The sequence below is a fragment of the Bacteroides zoogleoformans genome (assembly GCF_002998435.1).
GTDB classification, from domain to species: domain Bacteria; phylum Bacteroidota; class Bacteroidia; order Bacteroidales; family Bacteroidaceae; genus Bacteroides; species Bacteroides zoogleoformans.
Genome location: NZ_CP027231.1, coordinates 127,194 through 144,352, shown reverse-complemented (window position 1 = coordinate 144,352; position 17,159 = coordinate 127,194). Strand labels below are relative to the sequence as shown.

The window sequence follows — 17,159 nt, the reverse complement described above, 5'->3', positions numbered from 1 at the left end:
AAAACGACAATGAGGAAGTACTTACCGGTATATCTTGCCTTGTTTTCAGTAGCCGCACAAGCCCAAACCCTCAACGGTACAGTGACAGATGCCGAAACCGGTCAACCGTTGGAAGCTGTTGTAGTCAGCGTCATGCGCGACAACACGACGATAGACTATGCACTGACCGATGCCCAAGGTCGATATGCCTTGCCGTGGAAGTATAAAGATACATTGCAAGTCTGTGCTTCCTTATTGGGATATAGGAGAGAAGTCCGCCGGATAGCGGCAGCCGGAATACTGAACCTTTCCTTGCAATCCGAAGCCATTGCCCTGAAAGAAGTGCAAATACGCCCCGGACGAATCCATAGCCGCAAAGATACGGTACGCTATGACCTCTCGCAGTTTGCATCTTCCAAAGACGTGCACATTAAAGATGTATTGAAGCGGTTGCCCGGAGTGGACGTAGAAGAAAACGGGCAAGTAAAGTACAAAGGCAAAGCCATCGACCACTTTCTGGTAGAAGGCATGGATGTGACGGGCGGACGCTATAACCAAGTGAACAATAACCTGAACGCCAAAGCTGTAAAGACTGCGGAAATCATGGAAAACTACCAGTCCTTAAAAACATTAAAGGGCAAAATAAGTTCCGATGAAGTGGCTCTGAACCTGAAGCTCGACCCGAAAGCCCGCGACCAGTGGATAATGAATGGCATGTTAGGAATGGGGCTGAGCAATGTCGCCGAAAAGGAAGAGACCTCCAATGAGAATAAAGGCATCCTTTGGAAGGGCGCCCTCAATGCTTTGCAGTTAGGCAAGGGCAGGCAAAGCCTGTACAACTATAAGACAAACAACAATGGCACCGACCTGAGCAAAGAGCAAATGCAGTTTATAAACAATAACAGTGCCAATTTCGATAACTCCTCTTTCCTCTCGCAACCCGGCATCAGTGCACCGCTCGATAAGAAACGCCTACTCTTCAACCACACGCACACTGTCAACGGCAATCGCATGTACAAATGGAACGACGAGAAAAGTCTCCGCTTGCAAGCAGGATATACGCACGACCAAATCGAACAGGAACGGAGCAACACACTGTCCTACTATCGGCCCGGAGATACCATCCGCATAGACGAGACGTATCACCATCGCCTGCTGAGCGACGATGCTTATGCAGAGCTTCATTATGAGGACAACAGCCCAAAGCACTATCTGAGTAACCGATTCAGGGCAGAGGGAGCAACAGAACGGAGCACTCTGCAAGAATTACACCAGAGAATACAGACCTCGCAACTGAAAGCCGACAACAGTTTCCACTTACTCCGCAATAAAGGAATAAATACGTGGGAGGTCAATTCCGCAGTGCAATATACTCTTCTTCCCTCATCTCTGCAAGTGGCAGACAAGAAAGAAACGTATCGCCGGCAAAGCCTCCATACGGACAACAGCATAAGCTATCTACGCAAGCATAATGACTTCACGCAGCAATATCGGGCAGGGGTGCAAGGAGAATGGGGCAGGCTCTCACAAAGTTCCGGTTACCCGACCGACATCTCCAATCTTTCCATTTATATCACCCCTTCTTTCCAGTTGGAACGAGGCAAATGGCAAGGTAACCTCACGCTTCCTTTCCGAGGAAAAAGATTCTTCAGCCAAAAGGAAAACTATCTCCTGTATGCCCCTTCCATCTATCTCCGTTATCAGATAGACTATCACTGGAAACTGACTTTCTTCAGCAGCCTGACCCGTTCTGCCGGAAATGGAACCGATCTTTATCGTCCCATTTACCGGACTGATTACAGGACTTGGCACAACAACGAAACAACTCCCGTCAGCCTCAGCCAAAACTACCGGCTATACGGAGAATACAAAAATACCGCACAAGAATTTTTCATAACCGCTTCCCTCTATTATCAGCACGCGTGGAAGAATGCGCTCTACGGACAAAGCATTTCGCAAGACTCCATTATCCACACACTTCACGATTTGCCCAACAGGACAGAATACTGGTCATTTACAGGCACACTCTCCAAAGGTTTTTATGACTGGCATCTGAAAACGTCGTTGAACTTCTCGCTGAACCGCAACACGGGGAAGCAGCTCACCAACAAGTTGCTGCAAACATACCGGTACGACTATCTGAGAATAGAACCGAAAATAATCTGGCAACCTACCCCTAATCTGGAAGCCGAATATCATGCTACCGTCGGCTACGGCGGCAGCAAGATAGGCAATGGCACCCACCTCACTCCACTACTGAACTTCGTGCAACGCTTGTATCTCACCATGAGCTTCGGCAAGTTCGAACTCCGCCTTTCGGGAGAACACTATCGGAATGACTTAAACAGCAACACACATCTCAGCACAGTGTTTGCAGACGCGTCGCTCGTCTATAAAACTGCAAAATGGAGACTGGAAGCCAACTTTAACAATCTCTTAAACAAGAAAGGATATGCCTATACACTCTATTCGGCCACGCAAAGCAGCACTTCACGTCTGAATATCCGTCCGAGAGAGATCATGATAACGGCAAGTCATCAGTTCTGAGCGTGCTTATCAGTGCATAAATAAATATTCCCACAATGGTTATCCCTCCTATCAATACAGGAGCATAAATATGGGTGACCTGTTGGGCATGTTTGTGACCGCTGACCTTCATAAACAAACGATACATGACATAGGCACCGGCCAGACCGACCAATGTGCCTGCCAGCAAATCACCGGGATAGTGCACACCGAGATAAACCCTTGAATAACAGGTGAGCAAAGCCCATAGAGCCATGAAAAGGGTAAGCCATCGCCTACGAAACAAAAAGAAGATGAAGAAAGCCAGACCGAAAGTGTTGGCTGCATGGCACGAAGGAAAGCCATAGCGTCCCCCACGGCGATTATTCACAAGATGCACCATCTCCGAAATAGGGTTTTCAAGATTGGAAGGACGCAAACGCTCTACATAGGGGCGTATCAATGTGGCACACACTTGATCGGCCAAAACAATTGTCAAAGCCAATCCCAGCACACAACATAAAGTGACCTTCCAATGAAAGCTGCGCAACATCACATACCAGATGGCCGCATACATAGGTACCCACACCCATTTGCCGCTATAAGCACTCATAAAATAGTCGAAAAACTCACTATGCATCCGGTTGAAGAAAAAGAAAACGTTTGTGTCCGCTTCCACCGCCTGCTGAAGAATATTCATGAATAATACCATACTTATCTTTGGGCTATATCGTCATACAATTTTTGCAGATAAGCCTGCCCAAGCGACAGGTTTTTACCTTTTGACTCCCCTTCGTCTACCACCACCTTGCCAGCCTGACAATCGTATATCACCTGATTCTCCTCCGTCACCATGCCGAAAGCATCGGGCACTGTGAAGAAAGCAAAATGAGGAACAGAAGGGTTCAACATATCTTTACTGAAAATAAATTCATTATGAGGCAAGCCTAACTGAGACAACAACGTAGCGGCAATATCATGTTGCGAACCATACACGTCAACGCGTTGCGGCTCGCGAACTGCACCGCCCACCATCAACAACGGTATTCGGTAACGTTCCAAAGAAAGATTGTCAACATGTTCGGGATAAGCCCCCAAATGATCGGGCACAAAAACTATCACCGTATTTTTCCATGCCGGCAACTTACGGAAGCGATTTACAAAGTCGCCTACACAACTATCCGTATAAGCAAATGCATTCAAACGATTGTTCTCCAGCCTACGATAAGGAACGTCAAAGGGTTCGTGACTGCTGGAAGTCTGCAATACATAGAAGAACGACCTTTGTTCCTCATTCGACACGAATCGTCCTTCGCTCCTTTCCGAACGTCGGGTCAGATCCTCCAGCAGACGATTGAATACCACATGGTCGTGTGCTCCCCACTTGCTCAAGCGTTCCGCTATAGGGAAGTCTTTGTCTGAAACTATATTTTCAAAACCTGACGACATGAGATAAGAACGCATATTCGTAAAATCGGCATCACCGCCATAATAGTATTTGGTTTCATAGCCCGCTTTCTTCAAGCAGCCTGCAATGGCCGGAATAGACTGCGTCTTGCGCGGATATTTCATAATACTTGTAGTAGGTTGAGCAGGATAACCGCTTAAGATGGCTACCAGTCCACGGTCTGTACGGAAACTATTGGCATAGAAGTTTGTAAAAAGTACCCCCTCCTTGCTCAGGCTATCCAGATGTATGGCAATATCCGGTTCACCGCCCAGCGCTGTCATCAACTTGGAGGAGAAACTCTCCAGAATAACAAAAAGTACATTCGGACGTCGAGTAGTAAACAATGTATGCAATGAATCTTCAGGCTGCCGTAAGGAAACGGTTGTTTCGGCATTGTCCTCAAGCACAGACGGGTCGAGCAGGCTCCTGAAGATAGCATCGGCTTCTTCGGCCTTCATAAAGCGGTATTGCTTGCCGAAGTCTTTCTGCTTGGCGAGCGACTCCATCAGGCTGAATGCCGGATTGATGGCAGCATGATTCAGACGTTGATTAGCACTGTAATAGACCTTCCCCACGTTCATCGTAGAGACCGTAAAACCTCCGCGAATAGGTATAAACAACAATCCGGTCATCAGCAGCAATACACCGGATGTCCTCAAACGGTAGTAGGGTAATTTTATCTGCTGCCATTGCTTCTTTTGTAACAAAACGGCATAGAATAGACCATATATACATGCCGCATAAACAGCTATAGCAACTATTCCTCCCAACACCACCCAGACACTGACACTGGCTATTGCATCCTTAGGTGAAGAGAAAAAATAGAAAAGCGGCGTAGCATCCAATCGGAATCCCCAATATTCGTATAATCCTAAATCTACAATGAAGATAATGGAAAGCAGGATGGAAATGAAAAGGCAATAGCCACATCGAAGGCGATGAAGAAAACCGGACAGTGTCCAAGCGGAAGCAACAAAAAGAAAGCCGGGAATGGCGGTCAGATAACCGGCCAAAGAAAAATCAAGCGGTAATCCATGCCAAACAACACTCCACCAATCACTCCGTGAAACCTCGGAATACAACGATTGGTAGAATAGCATGAACAAAGGTTTTTGCAGTACAAAAATAAAGACGAACAAACAGTAAGTCTTTATAAATCCTATAAGCCTTTCTTTCATCTGTGTCTTATTCCATCTCTTAAACATGAGAGACAAAAGTAAATCTTTTTATTCTAATCCACACAGATATTGGTCTTTTTTTACGATAATAGAAAAGCTTATAGGATATTTTAAGAGCCAAGCCGATTAGTTGTTCACCCGCTTGTAGTCTTCAAGAAACTTCTTCAAGCCTGCATCCGTCAAGGGATGATTGAGTAATCCCTTGATGGCCGAAAGCGGACAAGTTGCCACATCAGCACCTACTTCAAGACACTGAATGATATGTGCCGTATGACGGATAGAAGCAGCAAGCACCTGAGTGGCATAACCATAGTAGCGATATATCTCAACGATTTTGCCCACCAACGCAATGCCATCTTCACTGATATCATCGAGCCGACCCACAAATGGAGACACATACGTGGCACCGGCTTTGGCAGCCAACAGTGCCTGTCCCACAGAGAAAATCAATGTACAGTTCGTGCGAATGCCTTTTTCCGAGAAATATTTGATGGCTTTGATGCCGTCGGCAATACAAGGTACTTTCACCACAATGTGGGGGTTCAAAGCTGCCAGCTCTTCTCCCTCCCGAATGATACCTTCGTAATCGGTGGCAATCACTTCGGCGCTCACATCTCCCTGCACAATATTGCAGATATCCACATAATGCTTACGCTGATTATCTACTCCTTTGATTCCTTCTTTGGCCATAAGCGAAGGGTTGGTTGTAACGCCATCGAGCACACCTAAATCATAGGCTTCCCGAATCTGTTCCAGATTGGCCGTATCAATAAAAAATTTCATGATATAATGGTTAAGATGGTTAACGTCACAAATATAACGATTTATATCATACAATCTTCGAGTGAATCCCTATTATTTCAATACCCAACCAAACGTACCTACGCTTTTTGCACCAAACTGCCTGAATGGGGAACAAGGCGAAATATTCGTCATATCACTTCCACAAGATCATTGCCGACTGTGCGGAGATGCCTATCTCGCCACCATACAATGTGCCTAATCCCTGCCGGTCGATGAAACCATCCTTGCATACCACGATATATTTTCCTTCGGGCAAGGAAATGAGGGCACGTTCCTTGCGGGCATTGAGCACCACGATAATTTCTTCCCATCCGTCTCCGTTAGCATGGTCTTTCAGCCGGAAAGCAATCAGATTATTACCTTCTACCGGAAGAAATTCCAAATGCCTGCGTACCATATCGGCATCGCCCATACGGAAAGCCGGATGCGACTTACGCAGTTGTATCAAACCTTTGTAGTAGGCAAATACATCGGCATGCTGTGTCTTGCGACGCCAATCTATCGCATTTACGGAGTCAGGACTTTCAAAACTGTTATGTACTCCTTTCTTATCGCGCATTACTTCCTCACCGGCATAAATAAACGGAACTCCTTGCGAAGTAAACACTGCCGTTTGTGCCAATTTATCCAACTTCACCAATTCTTCGGGAGTTATGCCGGGAACACTCGCCTTAAGCCTGTCCACCAAACACATGTCGTCATGGCAAGACACATAGCCGATCATCTGCGTTGGTTGTTCTGCCCACGGAGCTTTACTGTAGTTCACGGAATCGTAATTGACTTGCGGATGCTTCACCGCACCTGCAATGCCAAATTTAATACTTTCTTCTCCTCCCGGCAGACCGGCCAAAAAGGCGCCTTGATGATTATCATTGAACGGGCCACGCAATGCATCACGCATCTCATCGGAGAAAGCGGCAATGCCCGGCATCTTGTATGTGTTGGCTTTCATGGCCAAAGAATCTGCCGCCATCTGCGGAGCCGATGCAGCCCAACCTTCACCATATATAAAAACGGTGGGGTCGACAGCCGTTGCAGCCTTACGTATCTCGTTCATGGTTTCAATATCGTGAATGCCCATCAGGTCGAAACGGAAACCGTCGATGTGATACTCGTTCATCCAATACAGTACGGATTCTATCATATATTTGCGCATCATGGGACGATTGCTGGCCGTCTCATTTCCGCAAGCCGAACCGTCGGCATACGTTCCATCGGGTCGCTGACGATAGAAATAGCCGGGTGCCGTACGCTCGAAATTACTGTCGGACGTATTGTAGGTATGATTATAAACCACATCCAATACCACCCGGATGCCGGCTCTATGCAATGCCTGCACCATCTGCTTGAATTCACGGATACGTACTTCGGGCGTATAAGGGTCTGTGGAATAAGAACCGTCGGGCACATTGTAGTTTTGTGGGTCGTATCCCCAATTGTATTTGTTCTCACTCAACTTGGTTTCATCAACCGAAGCATAATCATAGGAAGGAAGGATGTGTACATGCGTGATGCCCAGTTCCTTGAGGTGGTCGATTCCGGTCGGCAAGTTGTCAGGGTTCACTGTGCCCGTCTCGGTAAGCGCCAAGAACTTACCTTTATGCCGAATGCCGGATAAAGAGTCTATTGAGAAATCCCGGTGGTGCATCTCATAGATAATCACATCTGCCGGAGAAACCAACGCGGGACGTTTGTCGTCTGCCCAACCTTCAGGGTCGGTGGTCCTCATGTCAATGATTGCCGCACGTTTGCCGTTTACGCCTACGGCACGAGCATTGATGCCCGGAGTATCACCCAACCATTTACCGTTGATTTTCACGTTGAAAGTATAAAATTTCCCTTTCATATCTCGCTCAACATCTGCCTTCCACGTCCCTTCTTCAGAAAGCTGCATTGAGATAGTCTCATAAGCATGTCCACCGTCTCCAGTTTCAAACAACATCAGACGAACTTCGTCGGCCGTAGGTGCCCATAGAGAAAAACGAGTCACGGTCGGGCTGTATTCCATCTCTGTGAGACTACCCGAACGTACCGGATATAATTCGTAAGAAGCATACTCCTTTTTGGCAGAAGCACAACCTGCAACAGTCGCTGCAGTTACTCCTATAATGGCTAAATCTTTCAAGTTCATAATCTTATTTTCAGTTCTTCATAATAACGATGATGTCTCATGCTATTACACATTATTATATATATGCTATTTAAATATCTTTTTCCGGATTCTCTGATTCATTTCTTCACCTTGTCCGGATTCTTGGCTATAAAGTCTTTCCATCCGTGATAGTTTTTCTCTACTGCCGGACGCCCCATCTGCAGAAAATGGCAATAAGCAGCAGCAAGTCCGTCCGTTGCATCCATAAATATCGGCATATCTTCTTTTGAGATATGCAACATTCGCTGCAACATATCTGCCACTTGCTCTTTGGATGCCTGCCCGTTTCCGGTTATCGCCATCTTTATCTTCAGAGGCGCATACTCCGTGATCGGAATATCACGGCTCAGGGCAACTGCCATTGCCACACCTTGTGCCCGGCCCAGTTTCAACATAGACTGTACATTTTTTCCGAAAAACGGTGCCTCAATGGCCAACTCATCCGGCAGGTAGCCTTCAATAATCCCCAACACACGCTCATGAATATGCCGCAGTTTCAGATAGTGGTTGCTAAACTTGCGAAGGTCGATAATCCCCATAGCCACCATTTCAGGCTTCACTCCTTTCACGCACAATACGCCATATCCCATAATAGTCGTACCGGGGTCAATGCCCAGAATAATCTTCTCTTTGACCGGTTGTATCACTCCATAACCTCCATTAAAGTAGGAAAGCCGATAACTTTATCCTTAAATGTCCTTTGCAGTTCACCATTCAGTTCTGCTCCTTGTTCCCGATGCCAACGGTGCAAAAGAGCAGAATCCCCCACCTCGAATTGAACAGAGAAGCAAACACTGCCCTTCTCTATGTGGCTCAATATACGTAATATCCGGGGAGTATGCAACATTCCTTTTTTTTCTACTTCAGGAAGATAATATTCCTGCATCCAAATCAAGAAGTTCTTCTCATCCCCTTCTTCAACATGATACGTTGTATTATATATCAGCATGATACGTTTTTTTTCAATTTATTCCGCAAACATAGCAATTATTTCAGAATAATGCATTATCTTTGCGCCATCAAAAAAGCAGAGCAACTCTGCAATCCCTAAAAAAGGGGCGTTAGCTCATCTGGCTAGAGCGTAACACTGGCAGTGTTAAGGTGATCGGTTCGAGTCCGATACGCTCCACAATCCGCTTCCAAAAGCGGTTTTTGTTTTTAGGCAAACCTCTTCAGTTCTTCACAAATGCTGCATCGTGAGTTGAATTTATTTCTTATATTTGCAGTGTGGTTGGGCGCATACGCGGGTATACTCTCTATGAAATTGACGAGAAAAGTAAAGGAGAGTAGAATAAAAATTGTATTTTTGTGCCAACTTTCTAAAAACATTCCATCTCATGGATACCATACAGATAAAAGACAAAAAGTTCTCTATCTCTATCAAGGAGCAGGACATACTGAGAGAAGTGACACGCGTGGCAAACGAAATAAACCGTGACCTGGCCGAAAAGAACCCGCTGTTTGTCAGCGTGCTGAATGGCTCGTTCATGTTTACTTCCGACTTAATGAAACGCATCACCATTCCTTGTGAAATATCATTCGTCAAGTTGGCCTCCTATCAGGGTCTCTCATCTACCGGAGTAATCAAGGAAGTAATAGGCATCAACGAAGACCTCACAGACCGCACTGTGGTCATCGTAGAAGACATCGTGGATACGGGGCTTACCATGCAACGCTTGCTGGAAACCCTCGGCACCCGGAATCCCAAAGAAATTCACATTGCCTCGTTGCTGGTAAAACCCGAAAAGCTTAAAGTGGACTTGAACATAGAATACGTGGCCATGAACATCCCGAACGACTTTATCGTGGGCTACGGATTGGACTATGACGGATTCGGACGTAACTATCCCGACATTTATACGGTAATGGAATAACCACAAACAAGAATTATAACATAATTAATCGTACTCAAAAAAAATGTTGAACATTGTAATTTTCGGTGCACCCGGTTCAGGCAAGGGAACACAAAGCGAAAGAATAGTAGAGAAATATGGCATCAACCACATTTCTACCGGAGATGTGCTCCGTGCGGAAATCAAGAACGGAACAGAGCTCGGGAAGACAGCCAAAGACTACATCGACCAAGGACAACTGATTCCCGACTCCTTGATGATTGATATTCTGGCAAGTGTATTCGACAGTTTCGAAGACAGCAAAGGGGTTATTTTTGACGGCTTTCCCAGAACCATTGCACAAGCAGAAGCGTTGAAAGTGATGCTGAAAGAGAGAGGACAGGAAGTGAGTGTCATGCTCGACCTCGAAGTTCCGGAAGCTGAGCTGATGGTTCGTCTCATCAAACGTGGAAAAGATTCCGGCCGTGCTGATGACAACGAAGAAACCATCAAGAAACGCTTGAATGTTTATCACTCACAGACAGCACCGCTTATCGACTGGTACAAGTCGGAGGGTCAATACCGACACATCAAAGGATTAGGCACGATGGAAGGTATCTTTGCCGACATCTGCACGGAAATCGACAAAATGGGCGGTAAGCAATGAAGCATTACTGAAGCTGTCTCCGAAGAAATATTCTATATTATCCCTTCCAACTATTAAAGAAGCATGGCTGAATCAAATTTTGTTGACTACGTAAAAATATACTGCCGTTCCGGCAAAGGCGGACGAGGCTCCACACACATGAGGCGCGCGAAATACGTACCTAATGGAGGTCCAGACGGAGGTGACGGAGGACGAGGAGGTCATATCATTCTGCGTGGCAACCGTAACTATTGGACATTGCTGCACTTGCGCTACGACCGCCACATCATGGCGGGACACGGCGAATCCGGCTCTAAGAGCTGTAGTACCGGCAAGGATGGTGCCGACAAAGTAATCGAAGTACCCTGCGGCACCGTTGTTTACAACGCTGAAACCGGCGAATACCTTTGCGACGTGACGGAGCATGGACAAGAAGTCATCTTGCTGAAAGGCGGACGAGGCGGACAAGGAAACACCCACTTCAAGACAGCCACACGGCAGGCTCCCCGCTTCGCACAGCCGGGCGAACCCATGCAGGAAATGACGGTCATCATGGAGCTGAAGTTGCTGGCAGACGTCGGTCTGGTAGGTTTCCCAAATGCCGGAAAATCAACTCTGCTTGCCGCATTGTCTTCGGCAAAACCCAAGATTGCCAACTACCCATTCACCACGATGGAACCTAATCTGGGAATTGTATCTTATCGTGAAGGAAGATCGTTTGTCATGGCGGATATTCCGGGCATCATCGAAGGCGCCAGCCAAGGCCGCGGTTTGGGTTTACGCTTTCTGCGACACATCGAGCGAAATTCACTGCTGCTCTTCATGGTGCCTGCCGATAGTGATGACATCCGCAAAGAGTATGAGATTCTGCTGAATGAATTAAAAAATTTCAACCCCGAAATGCTGGACAAACAGCGTGTATTGGCCGTCACCAAATGTGACATGCTGGATCAGGAACTGATGGATGAGATAAAGCCTACACTTCCTGAAAATATTCCACATATATTCTTATCTGCCATCTCCGGCATGGGCGTATCTGTGCTGAAAGACGTTCTTTGGGAAGAGTTGAATAAAGAAAGCAACCGGATGGAAAGTAAAGTGGAAAGTATCGCCCATCGCGCCAAAGACCTTGGTCACTTGCAACAGGAGCTGAAAGAAGAAGGTGAAGATATCACCATAGAATATGTGGAAGATGAGGATGACATAGAGGATTTGGAGGATTTTGAATATGAAGAAGATTGGGAGGAAGACGGAAAATGATTCCTCTCACAACCGATAAAAGGATGTTGGGATATGAGGTACTTGCCTCCTATCCCGACATTTCTTGTTTTGTAACAACCCGTCACGGAGGATGTAGCCAAGGTAACTATGCCTCGTTCAACTGCACGCCCTACACCGGCGATAACACAGCATGCGTCCGGAAGAATCAGGAAATATTGTGCGAAGGACTGCCACAACGTCCGGAAGAACTTATCATCCCTTACCAAGTGTATGGTATAAAATCTCTTGTGATAGACAAAAGTTATCGACAAGCTACGGAAAAGGAACGGTATGTCATGTTGCAAGGAATCGATGCGCTGATTACCCGTGAGACGGGCTGCTGCATCTGCATTTCCACAGCAGACTGCATCCCTATTTTACTCTATGACCCAACTCACAGAGTGGCAGCTGCCATCCATGCCGGCTGGAGAGGAACAGTAAAACGCATTCTGCATCGCAATGTAGAAACCATGCGGACACTCTTTCATACCGATGAAAAGGAACTCATTGCCTGCATCGGTCCCGGCATCTCTCTTTCCGCATTCGAGGTAGGCGATGAAGTATACGAAGCTTTCCGGGAAAACGGCTTTCCGATGGACTATATTTCCGTATGGAAGCCCGAAACTCATAAACATCACATCGACTTGTGGGCAGCCAATCGTCTGCAACTGCTTGACCTTGGCGTATCTTCCACACAAGTGGAAACTGCCGGGATTTGTACTTTCAGTCAACAAGAGGATTTCTTTTCGGCACGACGGCTGGGAACTAAATCTGGACGTATACTGTCGGGAATCATGATAAATAAATGATTTATGTATAAGATTACTGTATCAGAAGAGATAAAACAAGCCTGCCCCATTTTCAGAGGTGCAGCCATATACGCGGCAGTAGCCAATACCCCCTTCAGCGAAGGCCTATGGGAGGAAATCAAAGCCTTCACCCAAGAGTTAAGAAACAGTGAAACAACGGACAGCATCAAGTGTCAGCCTGTCATTACCGCCACCCGCGAAGCTTACAAACGCTGCGGCAAAGACCCCAGCCGTTACCGTCCTTCGGCCGAAGCATTGCGTCGACGACTCTTGCGCGGACTAAACCTTTATCAAATTGACACACTGGTCGATTTAATCAATCTTGTATCTTTGCGCACCGGCTACTCCATCGGAGGCTTTGATGCCGACAAAATAGAAGGATTCCAACTCGAACTCGGCATCGGGCGCACCGATGAATCGTTCGAAGGCATCGGACGAGGCTTCTTGAACATTGAAGGCTTACCTGTATATCGGGACTCCGTCGGAGGCATAGGCACACCTACCAGTGACCATGAGCGGACAAAAATGGACTTGAATACTCACCACATACTTGTCATCATCAATGGTTACAATGGCTTAGACGGCCTGCCTGAAGCCGCTGAAATGACACAAGAATTGCTACGGAAGTACGCCTCCTCCGATGGTGGCAGCATACAATATTTTTATGAAAAAGAAAGTTCCCGATTATGAAATCGCTTCTCATCTTACTCTTATCAATCCCCCTTTCCACCATTGTGACACAAGAACGGAAGCCTGCATTCAGCCAAATGGAAATCAACCATATACGTGTTGCAACGCCCGGGCTGTTCTTTCACAGTAAACTTCACGAAATCCATCTGGAAAGCTTATCCGATGAGGATTATTCTTTTCCGTTGCCTAACGGAAAAATTATTTCACCCTATGGGCGCAACAGAAGCAGACATTCCGGCGTGGATATCAAAACACACGCCAAAGACACCATTCGCGCAGCATTTGCAGGAGTAGTGCGCATGTCCAAACCCTACAGCGCTTATGGAAATGTAATCGTTATACGACACAATACAGGATTGGAAACAGTCTATAGCCATCAATTCAAGAATTTTGTAAAAAGCGGAGATTCGGTGCAAGTCGGACAACCCATAGGACTGACCGGGCGTACCGGGCGTGCCAGTACAGAACATCTGCACTTCGAAACCCGCATCAACGGACAGCATTTCAACCCGAATATCATCTTCAATTTAGAGGAACGAACGCTCCGCCGCGAATGCATCCGCTGTACTAAAAACGGAAAAGGTATCGTGGTAAAGACAAAGCATAAAAAATAGCCATCGGAACGACATGACTATCGGAACGTTTCGCTACATTTGCAAAACATTTCTTTTTAAATACAATCTGAAGATTAAAACATATCAATGATAGAAAAACTGATTGTTCTGGAGGATATCGACCCCGTCATCTTTTATGGCGTAAACAATGCCAATATGCAACTGATAAAGGCTTTGTATCCCAAACTTCGCATCGTGGCCCGCGGCAATGTCATCAAAGTGCTGGGCGACGAAGAAGAGATGTGCGCGTTCGAAGAAAACATCACGAAGCTGGAGAAATATTGCGCCGAATACAACTCTCTGAAAGAGGAAGTCATTATAGACATCATCAAGGGCAATGCCCCGCAAGCCGAGAAGTCAGGCAACGTCATTGTGTTCAGCGTTGCCGGCAAACCCATCATTCCGCGCAGCGAAAACCAGCTGAAGCTGGTAGAAGCCTTTGCGAAGAACGACATGCTGTTTGCCATCGGTCCCGCCGGCTCCGGAAAAACGTACACTGCCATTGCACTGGCCGTGCGGGCGCTGAAGAACAAAGAGATTAAGAAAATCATCCTCAGCCGCCCTGCCGTAGAAGCCGGAGAAAAGCTCGGATTCCTGCCGGGTGACATGAAGGATAAGATAGACCCCTACTTGCAGCCACTCTACGACGCCCTGCAAGACATGATACCCGCCGCCAAACTGAAAGAGTACATGGAGCTGAACATCATCCAAATAGCTCCGCTTGCCTTTATGCGCGGACGCACGCTGAACGATGCGGTGGTCATTCTGGACGAAGCGCAGAACACCACCACGCAACAAATCAAGATGTTCCTCACCCGCATGGGCCTGAACACCAAAATGATTGTAACGGGCGACATGACACAGATTGACCTGCCGCAATCTCAAACTTCCGGTCTGGTGCAGGCTTTGAAGATTCTGAAAGGAGTGAAAGGCATCAGCTTTATCGAACTGAACAAGAAAGACATTGTCCGCCACAAGTTAGTGACGCAAATAGTAGAAGCCTACGAACACTTTGACAAGGAAGCCAAAGCGGAACGGGAAAGACGAAAAGAAGAAAAAGAATCCAATATTAAATTCAAGTAATGATATAAAGTCATGAATAGAATCAATGTAATCGCCCTCGGAGTAAGAGATATGCGTCAGTCACTCAAGTTTTATCGTGACGGGCTGGGATTTCTGACTGAAGAAAAAGGAGACGCTCCTAACGTTGTCTTTTTCAATACGACAGGAACAAAGTTCGAACTATATCCTTTGGTGCTTTTAGCACAGGACATCAATAGCATAAATCCTCCTGAAATCGTGAACGGTTTCAGTGGCATTACGTTAGCTTACAATGTAAAGAGCGAAGCAGAAGTTATCGAAACCATAGAACTGGCACGTAGAGCCGGGGCATGCATCGTTAAAGAGCCGCAAAAAGTATTTTGGGGCGGTTTTCATGCCTATTTTACAGACCCGGACGGTTACTATTGGGAAGTGGCTTACAATCCTTATTGGAACTTCGATGAACAAGACATGGTTCAATTTTAACAGAAACAAATATGAAAGCATTAACTAAAACAGATTTCCATTTCCCGGGACAGAAAAGCGTGTACCACGGAAAAGTGCGCGATGTGTATAACATCAACGGTGAAAAGTTGGTCATGGTGGCTACCGATCGTATTTCCGCCTTCGACGTGGTGTTGCCCAAAGGCATTCCCTTCAAAGGACAGATGCTGAATCAGATTGCAGCCAAGTTTCTGGACGCCACTACCGACATCTGCCCCAATTGGAAGATGGCTACGCCGGACCCGATGGTGACGGTAGGCGTAATGTGCGAAGGGTTTCCCATCGAAATGATTGTACGCGGCTATCTTTGCGGCAGTGCATGGCGTGCCTACAAGAGCGGCGTCCGTGAAATCTGCGGCGTAAAGTTGCCCGAAGGCATGAAGGAAAACCAGAAGTTTCCTACCCCCATCATCACCCCGACCACCAAAGCGGAAATCGGCGAACACGATGCCGACATCTCCAAAGAAGAAATATTGGCCAAAGGATTGGCTACTCCCGAAGAGTATGCCGTCTTAGAGAAATACACGCTGGCACTCTTCCGACGCGGGACAGAGATTGCGGCAGCACGCGGTCTGATTCTCGTTGACACCAAATACGAATTCGGAAAGCACAACGGGAAAATATACCTGATGGATGAAATTCATACGCCCGACTCCAGCCGCTATTTCTACTACGAGGGTTATGAAGAACGCTTCAGCAAAGGTGAAGCGCAGAAACAACTGTCCAAGGAGTTTGTGCGCGAATGGCTGATGGACAATGGCTTTCAAGGAAAAGCAGGACAACAGGTTCCTGAAATGACGGATGAAATCGTAACTTCTATCAGCGAACGCTACATCGAATTGTACGAGCACATCACCGGTGAGAAATTTGTCAAAGAGGATGCCGGAAACATTGCCGAGAGAATCGAAAAGAACGTAACAGCCTATTTGAAATAATGGACTACCCGCAGGAACACATCAAGCCTTACGGCAAAGAAGGTACGAAGAGCGAACAAGTGGAGGAAATGTTCGACAACATTGCCCCTGCCTACGACAGGCTGAACCATACTCTATCCATGGGTCTGGACCGCAGTTGGCGTAGAAAAGCAATCGACGTTCTCCGGCCTTTCCGTCCGCGCCGCATCATGGATGTGGCAACCGGCACGGGCGACTTCGCCATTCTTGCATGCCGCGAACTTCAGCCCGACGCATTGGTTGGCATCGATATATCGGAAGGCATGATGAACGTGGGACGTGAAAAAGTAAGCAAGGCTCACCTCTCGGACAAGATTTCCTTCGCCCGGGAGGATTGCCTCTCGCTCTCCTTTGCCGACGCCAGTTTCGATGCCGTGACTGTAGCTTTCGGCATTCGCAACTTCGACGGGCTGGACAAGGGATTATCCGAAATTTGCCGCGTGCTCAAAGCCGGCGGACACCTTGTCATTCTCGAACTCTCCACTCCGGAGCGTTTCCCGATGAAACAATTATTCTCCATCTATTCCGTAGCAGTCATCCCCTTGCTCGGCAAATGCATATCGAAAGACAACAGCGCTTATACCTACCTGCCGCAAAGCATCCGCGCCTTTCCGCAAGGAGAAGTGATGCAGGAAGTCATCCTCCGGGCAGGATTCGGTAAAGTGCACTTCAAGCGGCTGACTTTCGGGGTATGCACACTATACGTGGCCGAAAAATAAGAAAAAGACGAGAAGATTGGTAA

Annotated in this window: 17 protein-coding genes and 1 tRNA gene; 12 read left to right on the top strand and 6 right to left on the bottom strand. The window is 47.0% G+C overall.

What is annotated here, in order from left to right:
- The first annotated feature begins 9 nt into the window (after positions 1-9).
- Positions 10-2,526 carry a carboxypeptidase regulatory-like domain-containing protein gene (locus tag C4H11_RS00615; RefSeq protein ID WP_234819848.1) on the top strand — a complete coding sequence of 839 codons (2,517 nt, stop codon included), beginning with the start codon at positions 10-12 and terminating at the stop codon, positions 2,524-2,526.
- Here C4H11_RS00615 and C4H11_RS00610 read toward each other — a convergent pair.
- The 6 genes from C4H11_RS00610 to C4H11_RS00585 all read right to left on the bottom strand — a co-directional run bounded on the left by C4H11_RS00610 (position 2,498) and on the right by C4H11_RS00585 (position 9,017).
- Positions 2,498-3,196 carry a phosphatase PAP2 family protein gene (locus tag C4H11_RS00610; protein ID WP_106040046.1) on the bottom strand — a complete coding sequence of 233 codons (699 nt, stop codon included), beginning with the start codon at positions 3,194-3,196 and terminating at the stop codon, positions 2,498-2,500. The two genes, C4H11_RS00615 and C4H11_RS00610, sit on opposite strands and share 29 nt — an antisense overlap.
- Before the next feature lie 2 nt (positions 3,197-3,198).
- Positions 3,199-5,112, bottom strand: coding sequence for an LTA synthase family protein (locus C4H11_RS00605; protein ID WP_106042968.1), 1,914 nt, complete (start codon positions 5,110-5,112; stop codon positions 3,199-3,201).
- A 126-nt stretch (positions 5,113-5,238) separates the two neighbouring features.
- Positions 5,239-5,895 (bottom strand): fructose-6-phosphate aldolase, encoded by a 657-nt coding sequence (fsa, locus tag C4H11_RS00600; RefSeq protein ID WP_106040045.1) that lies wholly within the window; start codon positions 5,893-5,895, stop codon positions 5,239-5,241.
- A gap of 154 nt (positions 5,896-6,049) precedes the next feature.
- Positions 6,050-8,047 carry a type I pullulanase gene (gene pulA / locus C4H11_RS00595; RefSeq protein WP_106040044.1) on the bottom strand — a complete coding sequence of 666 codons (1,998 nt, stop codon included), beginning with the start codon at positions 8,045-8,047 and terminating at the stop codon, positions 6,050-6,052.
- A gap of 98 nt (positions 8,048-8,145) precedes the next feature.
- The gene (ruvC, locus tag C4H11_RS00590; protein ID WP_106040043.1) at positions 8,146-8,715 is read right to left on the bottom strand and encodes a crossover junction endodeoxyribonuclease RuvC; all 570 of its coding nucleotides are present in this window, start codon (positions 8,713-8,715) and stop codon (positions 8,146-8,148) included.
- Positions 8,712-9,017, bottom strand: a complete 306-nt coding sequence (locus C4H11_RS00585; RefSeq protein ID WP_106040042.1) for a DUF4286 family protein — start codon at positions 9,015-9,017, stop codon at positions 8,712-8,714. Before C4H11_RS00585 ends, ruvC begins: the two co-directional genes overlap by 4 nt.
- A gap of 106 nt (positions 9,018-9,123) precedes the next feature.
- Between C4H11_RS00585 and C4H11_RS00580 the strand changes: the two genes are divergently transcribed.
- The 11 genes from C4H11_RS00580 to ubiE all read left to right on the top strand — a co-directional run bounded on the left by C4H11_RS00580 (position 9,124) and on the right by ubiE (position 17,136).
- Positions 9,124-9,197, top strand: a tRNA-Ala gene (locus tag C4H11_RS00580).
- A gap of 208 nt (positions 9,198-9,405) precedes the next feature.
- Entirely contained in the window at positions 9,406-9,942 is a 537-nt protein-coding gene (gene hpt / locus C4H11_RS00575; protein ID WP_106040041.1) for a hypoxanthine phosphoribosyltransferase, read from the top strand.
- A 43-nt stretch (positions 9,943-9,985) separates the two neighbouring features.
- Complete coding sequence (locus C4H11_RS00570) at positions 9,986-10,567, top strand: adenylate kinase (RefSeq protein WP_106040040.1); 582 nt, start codon at positions 9,986-9,988, stop codon at positions 10,565-10,567.
- A 63-nt stretch (positions 10,568-10,630) separates the two neighbouring features.
- Positions 10,631-11,806 (top strand): GTPase ObgE, encoded by a 1,176-nt coding sequence (obgE, locus tag C4H11_RS00565; RefSeq protein ID WP_106040039.1) that lies wholly within the window; start codon positions 10,631-10,633, stop codon positions 11,804-11,806.
- Positions 11,803-12,615, top strand: a complete 813-nt coding sequence (gene pgeF / locus C4H11_RS00560; protein WP_106040038.1) for a peptidoglycan editing factor PgeF — start codon at positions 11,803-11,805, stop codon at positions 12,613-12,615. The genes obgE and pgeF overlap by 4 nt, the downstream gene beginning before the upstream one ends.
- Before the next feature lie 3 nt (positions 12,616-12,618).
- Complete coding sequence (locus C4H11_RS00555; RefSeq protein WP_106040037.1) at positions 12,619-13,305, top strand: B3/B4 domain-containing protein; 687 nt, start codon at positions 12,619-12,621, stop codon at positions 13,303-13,305.
- Positions 13,302-13,919 (top strand): M23 family metallopeptidase, encoded by a 618-nt coding sequence (locus C4H11_RS00550; RefSeq protein WP_106040036.1) that lies wholly within the window; start codon positions 13,302-13,304, stop codon positions 13,917-13,919. Before C4H11_RS00555 ends, C4H11_RS00550 begins: the two co-directional genes overlap by 4 nt.
- A gap of 87 nt (positions 13,920-14,006) precedes the next feature.
- Positions 14,007-15,002 (top strand): PhoH family protein, encoded by a 996-nt coding sequence (locus C4H11_RS00545; RefSeq protein WP_106040035.1) that lies wholly within the window; start codon positions 14,007-14,009, stop codon positions 15,000-15,002.
- 12 nt (positions 15,003-15,014) lie between these two features.
- Positions 15,015-15,446 carry a VOC family protein gene (locus C4H11_RS00540; RefSeq protein ID WP_106040034.1) on the top strand — a complete coding sequence of 144 codons (432 nt, stop codon included), beginning with the start codon at positions 15,015-15,017 and terminating at the stop codon, positions 15,444-15,446.
- 11 nt (positions 15,447-15,457) lie between these two features.
- Positions 15,458-16,399: a phosphoribosylaminoimidazolesuccinocarboxamide synthase gene (locus tag C4H11_RS00535; RefSeq protein WP_106040033.1), complete on the top strand. Its 942-nt coding sequence runs from the start codon at positions 15,458-15,460 to the stop codon at positions 16,397-16,399.
- On the top strand, positions 16,399-17,136 hold the full coding sequence (ubiE, locus tag C4H11_RS00530; RefSeq protein ID WP_106040032.1) for a bifunctional demethylmenaquinone methyltransferase/2-methoxy-6-polyprenyl-1,4-benzoquinol methylase UbiE: 738 nt from the start codon (positions 16,399-16,401) through the stop codon (positions 17,134-17,136). The genes C4H11_RS00535 and ubiE overlap by 1 nt, the downstream gene beginning before the upstream one ends.
- The last annotated feature ends 23 nt before the right edge of the window (positions 17,137-17,159 follow it).

What these genes read in the sequence shown, in the direction of transcription:
- C4H11_RS00615 (WP_234819848.1), top strand. Translation starts at nt 10, where the DNA reads ATGAGGAAGTACTTACCGGTATATCTTGCCTTGTTTTCAGTAGCCGCA.
- C4H11_RS00610 (WP_106040046.1), bottom strand. Translation starts at nt 3,196, where the DNA reads ATGGTATTATTCATGAATATTCTTCAGCAGGCGGTGGAAGCGGACACA.
- C4H11_RS00605 (WP_106042968.1), bottom strand. Translation starts at nt 5,112, where the DNA reads ATGAAAGAAAGGCTTATAGGATTTATAAAGACTTACTGTTTGTTCGTC.
- fsa (WP_106040045.1), bottom strand. Translation starts at nt 5,895, where the DNA reads ATGAAATTTTTTATTGATACGGCCAATCTGGAACAGATTCGGGAAGCC.
- pulA (WP_106040044.1), bottom strand. Translation starts at nt 8,047, where the DNA reads ATGAACTTGAAAGATTTAGCCATTATAGGAGTAACTGCAGCGACTGTT.
- C4H11_RS00585 (WP_106040042.1), bottom strand. Translation starts at nt 9,017, where the DNA reads ATGCTGATATATAATACAACGTATCATGTTGAAGAAGGGGATGAGAAG.
- hpt (WP_106040041.1), top strand. Translation starts at nt 9,406, where the DNA reads ATGGATACCATACAGATAAAAGACAAAAAGTTCTCTATCTCTATCAAG.
- C4H11_RS00570 (WP_106040040.1), top strand. Translation starts at nt 9,986, where the DNA reads ATGTTGAACATTGTAATTTTCGGTGCACCCGGTTCAGGCAAGGGAACA.
- obgE (WP_106040039.1), top strand. Translation starts at nt 10,631, where the DNA reads ATGGCTGAATCAAATTTTGTTGACTACGTAAAAATATACTGCCGTTCC.
- pgeF (WP_106040038.1), top strand. Translation starts at nt 11,803, where the DNA reads ATGATTCCTCTCACAACCGATAAAAGGATGTTGGGATATGAGGTACTT.
- C4H11_RS00555 (WP_106040037.1), top strand. Translation starts at nt 12,619, where the DNA reads ATGTATAAGATTACTGTATCAGAAGAGATAAAACAAGCCTGCCCCATT.
- C4H11_RS00550 (WP_106040036.1), top strand. Translation starts at nt 13,302, where the DNA reads ATGAAATCGCTTCTCATCTTACTCTTATCAATCCCCCTTTCCACCATT.
- C4H11_RS00545 (WP_106040035.1), top strand. Translation starts at nt 14,007, where the DNA reads ATGATAGAAAAACTGATTGTTCTGGAGGATATCGACCCCGTCATCTTT.
- C4H11_RS00540 (WP_106040034.1), top strand. Translation starts at nt 15,015, where the DNA reads ATGAATAGAATCAATGTAATCGCCCTCGGAGTAAGAGATATGCGTCAG.
- C4H11_RS00535 (WP_106040033.1), top strand. Translation starts at nt 15,458, where the DNA reads ATGAAAGCATTAACTAAAACAGATTTCCATTTCCCGGGACAGAAAAGC.
- ubiE (WP_106040032.1), top strand. Translation starts at nt 16,399, where the DNA reads ATGGACTACCCGCAGGAACACATCAAGCCTTACGGCAAAGAAGGTACG.